General features: G+C 61.3%; 7 protein-coding genes. 5 read left to right on the top strand and 2 right to left on the bottom strand.

The genetic code is table 11. The annotated features are described in order from the left end of the window. Window positions 1-610: 610 nt before the first annotated feature. Entirely contained in the window at window positions 611-6,016 is a 5,406-nt protein-coding gene (locus OW521_RS01075; protein ID WP_268022188.1) for a DUF3320 domain-containing protein, read from the bottom strand. Between the two features lie 638 nt (window positions 6,017-6,654). Here OW521_RS01075 and OW521_RS01070 point away from each other — a divergent pair. After that, a complete protein-coding gene (locus tag OW521_RS01070) occupies window positions 6,655-7,023 on the top strand; it encodes a hypothetical protein (RefSeq protein ID WP_268022186.1) in 369 nt (122 codons plus the stop codon). Window positions 7,024-7,038: 15 nt separating this feature from the next. Then, window positions 7,039-7,287 (top strand): hypothetical protein, encoded by a 249-nt coding sequence (locus tag OW521_RS01065; protein ID WP_268022184.1) that lies wholly within the window; start codon window positions 7,039-7,041, stop codon window positions 7,285-7,287. A gap of 70 nt (window positions 7,288-7,357) precedes the next feature. Here OW521_RS01065 and OW521_RS01060 read toward each other — a convergent pair whose 3' ends face one another. After that, window positions 7,358-8,008, bottom strand: coding sequence for a hypothetical protein (locus tag OW521_RS01060; protein WP_268022182.1), 651 nt, complete (start codon window positions 8,006-8,008; stop codon window positions 7,358-7,360). A gap of 214 nt (window positions 8,009-8,222) precedes the next feature. Here OW521_RS01060 and OW521_RS01055 point away from each other — a divergent pair, with 214 nt between their 5' ends. The 3 genes from OW521_RS01055 (at window position 8,223) to OW521_RS01045 (ending at window position 12,650) form a co-directional block, all read left to right on the top strand. Next, window positions 8,223-10,754 carry a DUF4268 domain-containing protein gene (locus tag OW521_RS01055; RefSeq protein WP_268022180.1) on the top strand — a complete coding sequence of 844 codons (2,532 nt, stop codon included), beginning with the start codon at window positions 8,223-8,225 and terminating at the stop codon, window positions 10,752-10,754. Between the two features lie 244 nt (window positions 10,755-10,998). Further along, the gene (locus tag OW521_RS01050; protein ID WP_268022178.1) at window positions 10,999-11,901 is read left to right on the top strand and encodes a HipA domain-containing protein; all 903 of its coding nucleotides are present in this window, start codon (window positions 10,999-11,001) and stop codon (window positions 11,899-11,901) included. 98 nt (window positions 11,902-11,999) lie between these two features. Then, on the top strand, window positions 12,000-12,650 hold the full coding sequence (locus OW521_RS01045) for an HIRAN domain-containing protein (RefSeq protein WP_268022176.1): 651 nt from the start codon (window positions 12,000-12,002) through the stop codon (window positions 12,648-12,650). Window positions 12,651-12,786 lie beyond the last annotated feature (136 nt).

Below are 12,786 nucleotides of genomic sequence, written 5' to 3'. Positions count from 1 at the left end.
CACGGCCTCCGCACCGTGTTCCTCGAAATCTCCAGCCGCGCCGCTATCGGCCTCATCGATTCACCGTCGGCAAGATGCAACTTCTAAATAGCCCAATCCTCCACTGTGCTCACCCCGCCATAATTCGAAACGGGTGGCTCAGTTTCACACCGCCAGAATGGCTCATTTTTCGACCCTCACCTGTGCATCTCTCATGAAGGGGGAAGTTGATTACGCTACCTGAGTTCACGGCCTCTGGACCGAACTCTCCGCGGAAGATGGAGATCGGCGCTTGGCGGTTGTCGTCGACGCAATCAACGCAGAAGCTTCACGGCTGACGGGGAAGCCTGACGTGCGATCGGACCAAGAACGTTTTCGGTCTGCCTTCCCCTGAGTTGTTTGTCCATGTGCTGACCGCGGAGCCATACGCCAAAGCCCCTGATTCAGATCGATCTAGTTGGTGTCAGTCCAGCCCTTTCTGGACCATGAGCCTCTGTCTGGAAAACGGACCACCCCGAGAGCTCCAGCCTCTCGGGGTCGTCTTTGCTTGAACTCTGTCCGCCACAGAGATGTCATCGCGGCACCAGGCCGCGTGCGCACAAAGCGGATCCCCCATGCCATACGCGCAGGCTTAGAGCGACCTCACCAGAGTCAAGGTGTCGTCTCCTGAGCAAGCGATGTCACCTTCGGCGATGAGCCGGTCGATGGCCCCGTTGATTTGCCGATCGACAGAGGGTCCAGTTCTGGTCCAGCCGAACACGCGGGCTACGCCTTGCACGACCTCCGAGCGGTTGGCCGCTCCAACATCGCGGATGGTCAGGATTGTCGCGATGGCGAGTTCCTCCGAGTGCACTTGCTCAACCTTGCGAGCGGCCTTCCGTGTGGGGGTACGGACGGATGTGATGTCGCTGCCGGGGATCATGAGGAAGTCACCGTCGCGGACGACCTGTGCCCGTTGAACGGCGAGGTTGATGTTGCCGCGGATGTTGGAGCCAATGCGGCCGACGTTCCACCAGTCCCGGAGACGTTCGTAGGCGACGTCGAGGTGGAGCGGCGCTTCGTGGTCGACCAGAGTCTGGATGGCGTCGACCATGTGGAGGTGGCTGCCGGCCTCACCGGGGTCGACCCAGTGTGGCAAGGGTCGCGCTGGCGCAACCTGGTACGGGGTTGCCCAGGTCGGCGACGCGCCCATGTCGGCCTGCTCTGTCTCGACGACGGGTCGTTCAATCGCCGCCGCCTTCTTGGTCCGGCCCCGGAGGGGAGCGTTGATGGCGTCCTGGACAGCGGCGCGCAGGCGGTGTTCCTCGGTGGCGCGGTCGCGGTACCAGGCTGTGCCCCAGATTCGGTGAAGTCGCCAGCCGAGGCCGGTGAGGATCTGGTCGCGGAGCCGGTCGCGATCGCGGGCGGCGGGAGCTGAGTGGTACTGGTAGCCGTCGCATTCGATGCCCATGGCGAACATGCCGGGGTAACCGGGGTGGCGTACCCCGATGTCGATGCGGAAGCCGGCGGCTCCGACCTGCGGTTCGACGGTGTAGCCCCAGGCCTGCATGGCGGCGATGACAGATTCCTCGAATGGTGAGTCTGGGTCGAGACCTGTGGATGAGTACGGGACGGCGAGGGTTTGTGGCCCCTTCTCGGCGTAGTCGAGGTAGGCGCGGAAGTACTCGACGTTCTCGTTGGTCGAGGGCGGTATCTGTCCCGCGTGCATGGAAGCGACGACCTCGACGCGTTGCCGGGCGCGGGTGATTCCGACGTTGAGGCGTCGCCAACCTTTGTTTTTGTTCAGCGCGCCGAAGTTGGTCGAGATCTTACCTGCTTCGTCGGGTCCGTAGCCGACTGAGAAGATGATCACGTCGCGCTCGTCGCCTTGGACCTGTTCCAGGGCCCGGATGAAGAAGCCGTTGAGACGGTCTTCCGTGTCGAAGAACCGGTCGAGGTCACGTCGGCGGACACGTGCCTCGTCTATGGCGTCCTGGACTGCGTCAGCTTGCGCGACGGAGAAGGTTACGACGCCGAGAGTGAGGTCGGGGCGCTTGGTGAAGTGTTCGATGACGCGTTCGGCGACCTTGGCGGCTTCGATGGAGTTGTAGGCTCCGCCGCCGCGGCGGTATATGCCATGTGCGTGGAAGAACTCCACGCCGACGTCCTCGCCTTCGGCGTGGGCCGAGGGGAAAGTGACGAGCTTGCCTTCGTAGAACTTGTAGTTAGAGAAGGCGATCAGGTCTTCATGGCGTGAGCGGTAGTGCCAGCGCAGGCCGAGGTTGTTGAACGCGCCGGAGGCTTTGGTGAGTTCGAGAATGGACTGGAAATCCTTGACGTCGGTTTCCTCCTCGTCGTCATCGTCAGCATTGCGCTCGAAGAACGAGGTGGGCGGCAGCTGTTTGTCGTCACCGGCGAGAATGAGGGACCGGCCTCGGTAGATGCAGTTGATGGCGTCGCCGGGGGTGACCTGCGAGGCCTCATCGAAGATGACGACGTCGAACTCCATATCTGAGGGCAGGTACTGCGAAACCGCCAGCGGCGACATCATGAAGACCGGCTTGATGCTGGGCGTGACGTTGCGTGTCAGAGCCATGAGCTCGCGCACCGGCTTGTGCTTCTTCTGCTTTCCGCCTTCGCGGCGAATGACGGCCGACTCGCCCATGCTTGTGTTCGCGGGGCGGCGCGTGTTGGCGGCGAGAATGATGTCGGCGGTTGACGCCTTGATCAGGTCGCGATCGAGGGTGCGGTACTCCTCGACGAGCGCCTCGCGATCGGTTGCCAACATTGGACGGATACGCGCGTCGCCTTGGATGACAGCGTCGCACCAGCCGCGCAGGAGAGCGCGCGTGATCACGTTGGGGACGTCGTGCTCCCTGAGACGCTGTTCGATGCAGAAGTTGACGGCGGTATCGAGATCCCGCTTGGCGAGGTCCCCGTACGCCCGCTGGTAATCGAACCATTCCTGTTGGCCGACGGTATCGGCCCGGAAGTCGTTAATAAGCTCCACCGCATCGTGGAAGTCGTCGAACTCCTGGGCCAGCTCGGGGTGACGGGTTGGGGCGAAGGCCTGGATCACGCGGTCCCGGGCCTGCGTCCACTTTTCGTAGGCAGGACGCATCGCGTCTACAGGTGTGGAATCAGCGAGGGCCTTCACCTGCCCGGAAGTCAGGGGTCCGTTGGCGATCGATCGGAGCTCGACTGCCCAGGCGATGGCCTCGTCGAGGGTTTCGATGTCGGTGTCTCCGAAGTTGAAGTAGTCGCCGAGCATGGTCCGGTAGACCGACTCGGCTGCGCTCAGTTCTTCGCTCGCGTGCCTGGCGTTCCCGGCGAGCGTGAGGAGATTGTTGGCCTCGGCGAGCGAGTGGTTTTCGCCCGTGATGCTTCCCACGGCATTGATGCGGGCCGCGGCGCGCCGCATGGGCTCGACGTGCGCAGTGAGCCAGTCCATTGCTTGGCCGATGGGTTCGAGGATGAGTTCAGGGCGGCCGGCCAACGCCGGACTGGGCTGGAGTCCCCGCATCCACTCGTCGATGTCGGCACGAGCGGTATCGGCCACTGTCTGGCGGGCGTGGTTGGACTCGCTGGCGGTCAGGTAGGTGACAAGCGGTGCGGGCACGGTGTTGGCGGTGAGAGTGAGAACTTCCTCGACGATGTTGAAGGCGGCATCGAGTGACTCGAAGTTGGTTTCTCGCCCTGCCCAATGTGCCCCGAGGGTCTTGCCGTGTGCGGCGGCGAAAGTGTCGAAGGCCTTGCTCGTCTCACCCCACGCGATGGCATCGGAGAGGTGACCGATGCCGTTCTTCACGTCGGCGGCATTGGTTAACAGTCCGGCGACAGTCCTCTTGTCCGTCCGGTAGTTGCCGCTCAGCTTCTTCAGGCCTTTGTGCAGATTCGTGAACCGGTCCTGCAGCTCAGCCAGCGGTGCCTTCAGGGCTTCGGGGGTGAATAACGAGGATGCCTTGGCCTCAGCATCGTTTAGAGCGGTGACATGTTCACGAAGCGTGGTTGCGGCCGCACGCGCCGCAGCCAATCCCGTTGGGGTAAACCAACGTCGGTCGGGTCGAGTGTTCTGGGTGTGCAGATCGATGATGCGGGTCAAACGATCCATGTCGGCGAACATCGAGACCGGCGGGAGCCCATGGGTGATGGCGAGCGACGACAGGGATAAGGTCCGTTCGCCCAGCAGGTTCGCCTGCGCCTCGAAGCGGTCGGCGGTCCGGGTCAGATCAGAAGCCGAAACAGTCTGGAGGTCCACAGGGAATGGCGATACGGAGACCGGGGTGGGGCTTGGCGGTGCGGCCTCCGGTTGCGGCAGCTCGGTCCACGGAACGCCGGCGGCTTGCATGACCTTCTCTTCAGCGTCCTTGAGCTGGGCCATCTGACGACCGAGGTCGGCGCGAGTCGACAGCAACGGTTGCGTGGAGTCGGCGGTGAGCCATCGCTCCATCATGCCGCTGGGGTGTGGCAGGTGCTGGTGCTCGATGAGCTTGATCAGGCGCGGTATGTCGGACGGCTTCCTCAGGTTGAACGCGTCGACGAGTTTGTTACTAAGCGCGACCGTGCCGCTCAGCTCCTCCAGCGCGGATTCGACCTGGTAGAGCCGAACTTCGAGTGACTGATCGTCGATGACCTCGCGCCACAGGAACGAACCGCCGTGCGCGGCGGGTCGCCATGCACGAACCAGCTTCGAGAGCGTCTCCTGGATCTCGAAGTATTCGGCCTCGGTGAGGTCTGTCGGGGCTTTCTCAGGGACAGGTGCGATCGGTGCGGTCGAGAGGTTTGCGTACGTACCCAGCACCTGGTGCAGGGACATGTTGAGCGGCTTCCGGACTTCGTTCATGGCGGCCGCGTAGTCGTTGAGCTGCTCTCTACGCTCCTTCACGCCCTGTCGGGCCAGGGTCGGCATTGCCGTCGGAGGCTTGGGGACGCTGTCCAGCGTCTTGAGCAGCTCGGCCGCCACTTCCTTACGGCTCGCCTTGTGCGAGTGGAGCTCGAGAAGGTAAGAGCCGAGTCCGGCGGCAGCGAGACGGTTGCGCACCACGTCGAGTGCCGCTATCTTCTCTGATACAAAGAGGACTGTCTTGCCGGTGTGGAGCAGTGCACCGATCATGTTTGCGATGGTCTGCGACTTGCCGGTTCCCGGAGGACCGTCCATGACGAATGTCTTGCCTGCCAAAGCGGCAGCGACCGCCGCCCGCTGCGAGGAATCGGCGTCGAGCACGAGAGGTGTCAGCTCTGGCGGGCAGAGTCTGTCGATCTCGGAGGGGTCGATTGGCTCGAACTGGAACTCCGGCGACTGCTGGGTCGGGTCTGAAGTTGCGATCGCCCGCACGATGGGGTGCTCGAGAATCCTCGACTCGTTGTCCAGAAGGTCTTTGAACATGGCCTCCTTCGCGAACGAGAACGTTGCCAAGTAGGTGGCGTCGCGCAGAGTCCAGCCGGTGAAGGTTTTGGTCTTCCCTAACGCTCGCCGGATCGCTGCAAGCGTCTCGGAGACAGAGAGCCCCTCGATGTCCTCGGCAGTCGGCAGGTCGATGCCGAATTCTTTGAGGCGGAGGGTTAGCGCCGGGTTGAGCACCGGGTCGTCTTCCCCCTCGGTGATCCGCGGTGTGCCCTTCGGGCCCTCGGGCAGCAGCTGGACAGGTACTAACAGGATCGGCGAGACCATTGAGCTATCGTCGACGTCGCGCCAGTCGAGTAGGCCGAATGCTATGTACAACACCGAGAGCCCCCGGTCAAGGAACTCTGCTGACGCCTTGCGCATGAGGTTGCGAACGACCGGACCGACCTCGCTATCGGGCCGGGAGGAGTGGAAGAAGTTGCCCAGCGGCGGTGGCTTCGGCGCGTCCGGATCGCCCAGGCCGAGTTCGCCCCGGAATGCGTGAGTTTTTCCAGACTGGAGGCGAGCCAAGACTTCGTCCGCGGGTGGTGAGTCGATTAGAAGCGATGAAGCCTTCGGGGCACGGAATTTGATGAGCGCGCTCTGTCGGGTCAGCCCAACCAGCCCGTCACGCCATACTTTGAGCGCCGCCTGGTGCTCCCCCCACTGTGTCATTGTCCCTCTTCTCGAATTTTCCTCACTGATCGCTTGCACGAACACTGGGGAACAGAATGCTTATAGCTGTACCGTCTTGTCCAAGAACGATCAAATCATCCATTGCGGGAACTATAGCGCTCAGGTCCGACTCTCCTTATCCAGACGCCGTGTGGGTTGTCGGTGCGTGTTAGCATCAGCATCCCGGACAAAGCTCTGCCGTTCTTGCAATTGCTCGACCGATGACAACGGTTATTGGCGCCGAACCCTTTCCGGAGCTGGCCATGTAGGCGCGTGCACTCCTTGACTTGGTGGCCAGGTTTCATCCGCTCTTGGACGGCAACAAACGCACCGTTGCACCCTCACTTTTCCCCGACCTATCTCTTATTTGCCCGTTTTGCGCAGAATGACGAAGAGGAGAATCAAGCATGGGATCGTCAGGGGGAGGTCACCACCACCCGGCGTGTGTGTTACTGCGGAGCGGAGATCAGTCCTGCTGCTATCCACGTCGATGGACCAATAGGCCGGAGTCTGACGGGAAGAGTGTGCCGACGCCGCGAAGGGGGGACGGTGTTGTGCCGTCGGGCGTCCGGCTGAGAGGCCGGATTCCTGGACAGTCAGTCCTCCCGCTGGGACAGTTCAAACTGTATGCTCCGTGCATGACAGACGAGATTCAGTGGCTGGTTCCGCCTGCGTCGCTTAGTCTTTCGGGTGATGAGCAGTTTACCGGGATGCCAGGAACGACTGTCCGGGACTTTTGGCAGTTCGCTCTCGGTGATCTGCGGATGAACAACGCGCGCGGATATCTTGCCGAGTTCCTCGTCGGCAAAGCCCTCGGGATCAAAGATCTGAAGCGGGTCGAGTGGGACTCCTACGATTTACTCTTCGGTGACATCACCATCGAAATCAAGTCATCGGCCTATCTGCAGTCCTGGGAGCAGAAGAAAATCAGCGCCCTGTCGTTCTCAGGTTTGCAAGGAACGCGCTACCACCCCCGCGCGCCGGGAGACGGCATGGATCCTGCATGAAGACGCTTCAACGCGATGGTCTACGTTTTCTGCGCACACACTGAGACCGACCACGCCAAGTATGACCAGCTGGACGTTCTCCAATGGGAGTTCCACGTCGTACCCCGCAGCGTTTTATCCGCGACCGGGCTGAAAAGCCTGGGAATCGCCAAAGTTCGCGAACTCTCCGGTGGACCGACCCAGTGGGCCGACCTGGCGTCACGGGTTACGGCTGCGGCCGCGGATCAGCGGCGGGATGACGACTCACCGTGGTGGACCCAATAGTTCCATTCCCGCCGAACGGTCCTTTGACCCACTGGCAAACAGTGGGTTATCTGATCGAGCCGGGCTAGGCCTAGCGACTGCGCATGTACAGCCAGATGGCGTGGTCCAGGACTCGCGGATCGACGTCCAGCTCCGCAGCGGCGGCGTTTACCAGCCGGCGCACGTATTCGTCAGCGTCCAGCTCGGGGGCTTCGAGGGCGAGCTTTACGAAGCGTTTTACCCAGGTGTCAGGCTTTATGTCATGGGCGCCGATCAGCATGGTGAAGTAGTACCAGGTCACCGGGCCGAGTCCCGGCACGTTCACGTAGGCGGCTCTGTGGCCGGGATCCTGGGGATCGGTGTCGGCGGCTGTTTCGACGCCGATGCCGGAGAGGGCGCGGGCGGCCTGCACGATCGCGGCAGCTTTTGTTTCGTTGCCCGTCATCTGGTGGTTGTGAAGGACTTTGGCAAGCTTTACCGCGTCAAAATCGGCGAGACGTGGCAGGGAATTCGGGGCTTGATCGCCTACGGCGTCCTTGTAGCGGCTCACGGCGGCACGGACGCCTGTGTCGGCTTTGCCATATCGCGCCCGGATGGACAGGACGGCGTCGATAAGCGCCGCTTCGACCTGGTCCGGGTACCCGCCTGGCCATTCCGGGAACGGCTTCGGCAACCGGGAGTCTATTCCGTCCAGAAGACCCTTCAAGTCTCGGTCAAAGACTTGTGCAGCGGTGTCGGTCATGGGATCCCCCGGGGGTCGTCGTCGGCCGCAGTTCGGCGGTCCCTTCGAGTTTTACACGAGATGCTCCGGGTCGCAGGTCTTGACGCTGCCACGGGTGGCTGTTGCTCGATTGCATGCGCGGGCTTAGGCACGCTGGCCCGGGGGCCGACGTCGGGGCCCACGAAAACTTCTCCATGTAGTCTCGTTCCATTATCAAAACCCTAGGGAGGCATGTGTGGTTCGAGCGGAGAACGGAACGCTCGCGGGCGTCCTGGAAGGCAAGAAGCAGTACCAGGTTCCGCTTTACCAGCGCGTCTACTCGTGGGGCAAGAAGCAACTCGACCAATTGTGGTCGGATGTCGTCGAGTTGGGGCGCACTCTTGGCGAGGACCCGAAAGCCTCGCACTTCATCGGCTCTCTGGTACTGGCGAGCAGTCCTGACTTCGGCGCCATCGGCGTCAACAAATTCCTTGTCGTCGACGGCCAGCAGCGCCTCACCACGCTCACACTCCTTCTGGCTGCGCTCCGCGACCACCTGATCGAGACCGGGCATGCCGATCGCGCAAGCGGCATTGACGCGCAGTACCTGATAAATGTCTTCGACAACGGCAAGCCGCTCAAGGTGATGCCGACCCAGACCGATCGGCCCGCTTACATGGCGGTTCTCAATCGTGCGCCGCAGGCTGGCGGGGAGGATGCCGTTGGTGACGCCTACCGGTTCTTCCGCTCGAAGATCGCCGCGGCGGACGACCCGGACGATCCCTACGACCTGGAGCTCCTCGAAGCCGCCGTCGTGCGCGGTCTCGCGCTCGTCGTCGTCACGGCGGAGCCGTCCGACAACGCACACCGTATCTTTGAGTCGCTGAACAACACCGGCCTCCGGCTGACGCAAAGTGACCTGCTCAAGAACTATTTGTTCATGCGGCTCGGAGACCGGGCAGAGATGGTCTACGAGAATATTTGGCTTCCACTGGAGAAGAATCTTGAGCCCGAGAATCTCGAGCTGTTGTTCTGGCTCGATCTCGCTCAGCGCGACGAACGGGCGAAGCAGTCGGACACCTACGTCGGACAGCAACATCGGCTCGAGAGTCTCAAGACCATCGACGAGGTCGAGGCAGAGGTGATCCGTATCGCCAATCTGGGTGATGTGCTCGCGACGATTCTTAAGCCTGCGGGGGAGAAGCACCCTGAGATCCGTCGTCGCCTCACCAGGATCCGGGCCTGGGGCTCGACGACAGCATATCCATTGGTGATGCAGATCCTCGCCCGGCGCGCTGCCGGAACTGCTGCTGAGCATGAAGTTGTGCGCGCGCTGACGTATCTGGAGTCGTACTTCGTGCGTCGGATCGTGATCGGGCGCGCCACCGCAAACCTGAACCGGACGCTGCTCCAGGCTGTGGGTGCGATCAGTGATGCGGACCATATCGATGTCGCGCTGCGCGAATACTTGTCCCGCGGCCGCAAGTACTTCGCGACCGACCCCCAGGTTCGGGAGGCCGTCACGACGATCGCGTTCTACTGGCAGGGGCGCGGGCCGCAGAAAAAGCTCATCCTGCAGTGGCTCGAAGAGGCGTGCCGGCCGAAGGAGATCGTCGAGCTCGACCCCAGGCATCTGACGATAGAACATGTCTTACCCCAGACAATGACTGATTCCGTGCGCGATACGTTCGCGGCCGGTTTCAGCACCGGCACGGACATCGATTACGAACACGAACGGGTCGTGCATACGCTCGGCAACCTCACCCTGAGTGGGTACAACAGCGAGCTCAGCAACAAGCCGTTCGACGAAAAGCGCGAGATGCTGGCCAAGAGCGGTGTCTCGATGAACCAGGCGATCGCCGCGCACGTAACGTGGGGCGTCGACGAGATCAGCGCACGAAGCGCTGAATTGGCAGAGAAGATTATTGAGCTGTGGCCAGGCCCGGACGAGAGCATCATCGCCGTGGGCGACGAGCCGTCAGCGCTGCGCAGCCAAGTTGCTTCGATCGTCGCCGAAATCCCGGCAGGACGCTGGACCTCGTATGGTGACGTCGCGATCGTGGCCGGCACCTGGGCCCAGCCGTTGGCTGCGATAATCGCGAACTTCCCGATGGCCAACGCTTGGCGAGTTTTGCAGAGTGGCGGGACGATCTCGCCTGGTTTCCGTTGGACCGAGCCCGGCCGAGTCGATGACCCGCGCGTAGTGCTCACGGAAGAGGGGCTCCGGTTCGATGCACAAGGCCACGCGGATCCCGGGCAGTTCATCGGAGCAGAAGAACTCGCGGAAGCTGCCGGACTTGACGTCGACGGGGACGCAGTCGCTGCACGCCGCAAGAAGAACAAGCCTCAGGCCAGGGCCGGAAGGGAGGTGTCCGTGAAGGATGCCCAGCTCGAATTCTTCGAGCGGGTACGGGACTACGGCCTATTGAATGCGCCAAACATCGACACTTGGCGCAAGCCCTTTCCGCAAAATTGGTACGACGTCAGCATCGGAGATTCCCGTGGGCAGATCTCGCTCCAGGTCAACTCCCAAAAAAAGCTCGCCACAACGCTTTTCTGGATCAGCAACGACAAGGAGCTCTACTCGAAGTTACTGGCCCAGCGCGAGGCCATCGAAGCCGGCCTCGGCTTCGTCCTCGAGTGGGACGACAAGCCCGAACGAAAGGCATCAAAACTCATCATCAGCCGTCCCGGCGACTTCCTGGACGAGACTCAGTCGCAGGAACTCGTCGAATGGCTCGTGACTATGGGAGATAGGTTCGCGCGGGTTCTGTCGAAGTACCTGTGACCGGTCCGCTCACTCCCGGGAAGAAACATCGAGCTTCCCCACCCCAGTAACTACGCTACTTGGACCCCCCAAACCACGGATAAGCCTCGCTTGAGGAGGGCTATGGCAGGCTTGCACGTAGCATCTTCGGACGTGAGGGCGAAGAATATCGGATGGTAGCGGTGTCATCCGTCTGTTCTTGGACTGCTACTGCTGGTCCTGTAGCCCACACAGCTCGGGCTACTCAACGTCGAAAAGGAGAAGCTTGTCGGGCTCATCAGACCCCCGGTTCGAAGCCGTGGACCTAACGGGCTGGCTGTTGGATCGGGATGAACCATCGGGCGAAAACGAGAAGACCTGGTTCAGAGACCCGGAGTCGCCGGACCGCCGTTGGATCTATAAGCCGAACCGAGAGAACCGCAGCGAGCATGAGGATCGCTCAGAGCTGGTGGCTAGCATCCTCGCACAGCAGTTCGGCATCCCTTCAGCCGACGTGCGACTCGGATACCTCAAAGGCTCTCGAGGGTGTCTCTCTCGGAACATAGTCAGCAACGAGGACAACGAGCTCGAACACGCATCACTGTATCTGTCCGAGTTCGTAGAGAACTTCGACCCGCGTGCCAAGGGCTCGACGGGACACAGTGAGCACTGGATCAGAACGATCTTAGAGCAGTTGGAGCCGCCCATCGCGGCCCCAGTTGAAGGACTGAGGGCTGTTGACTGGTTCGCTGGATACCTGATTTTTGACGCCCTCATTGGGAACACCGATCGACACAGCGAAAATTGGGCGATCGAAATCACTCCCAAAGGAACGATGCACTTGGCGCCGTCCTATGATCACGCAACATCTCTTGGCGTCACCACGAGAGGGCCCCGTTTGGCGAGGGTGCTCTCGTCGGAGGCGCTTCTGAAGCAGTTTGCGATGAAAGCCACAGCGTATCGGTTCGAGGGACATACGAAGACTTCGCTGGTTGATTTCGCAGCGCACTTCCTGGAAGGGTGCGGCCCGGACGCGCAGCGGTACTGGCGGGAGTCTGTGCTTCAATTCGAGGTTGGGGTAGCGAATCGGATCATTGAACAAAGTAAAATGTCAGCGGAGGCCACTAGGCTGGCTGCAAAGATTGTCAGCATTAACAAGGAAAGGTTGGTTTCATGTCTCGGCTGCTGAATCGGCCCTCGACGCCAGAAACCCTCCCGAGGACCAACTCACTCCTCGTTTCTTGGCAGAATCCTGAGACGCGAGCCTACGTGTTGCTGGGACGGGCCATGGAACACCATGGGACATACACTTTTCGCTACTTCCCAGGCGTTGAGAACAACCCCAACTTCCGACCAATTCCTGGTTTCCGTGACGTCTCGCGCACCTATGAGTCAACCGTTCTCTTTCCATTCTTTTCGGGGCGAATCATGAGCCATCGGCGGCCCGATCGAGTTGAGTGGTTGCAGAAGCTCGGACTCCCTGCTGACGCCGCCCCCTTTGAGATTTTGGCTCGGTCATTTGGAAAACGAGTTGCCGATACGTATGAGATGTTTGCCGAGCCGGAGGTTGACCTGGCTGAAGACTCATTGCGCTTCTTAGTGCCTGTTCACGGACTCAAGTATCAAAGCGCGGCAGCTCAGGAGCTGGTCGACTCCGGGCGACTCAAGGAGGGGGCGGGCCTTCGAGTTGTTGCAGAGCCAGACAACGTTGCGGATCCAAGGGCTCAGGCGATCCAAACTGAGACGGGCGAACGAATCGGCTACGTGCCAGCGCCCGTTTTGGACTATGTTAAGTTACTAAATCAATCCGGATTGTTTGATGCCGTGGTTGCTGCTGTAAATCCCTCCTCGGACGGCTTGCATCTCCGCGTTCTCATGTGGCTGGAGTGGAGGACTTTGCAACTGGATCCGCAGAATTCAGCGCAGTTGCCGGTGTGACATTGTGGCCGAGCGTCTGGAGATCCTGGCTGGAATTGTCCGCGGCAGTTGTTGATTCCGAAGGGCAGCTGAGCTGTCCTTGGCTTGCCGCCGGCGTCCGTTGACCGGCCCGCCGTAGCTACCATCAGCATGCGGC

The sequence above is a fragment of the Arthrobacter sp. MMS18-M83 genome (assembly GCF_026683955.1).
In the GTDB taxonomy this organism is placed as follows: Bacteria; Actinomycetota; Actinomycetes; order Actinomycetales; family Micrococcaceae; genus Arthrobacter.
The sequence above is the reverse complement of the archived record's forward strand: the minus strand, read 5'-3'. Positions and strand labels throughout refer to the sequence as shown.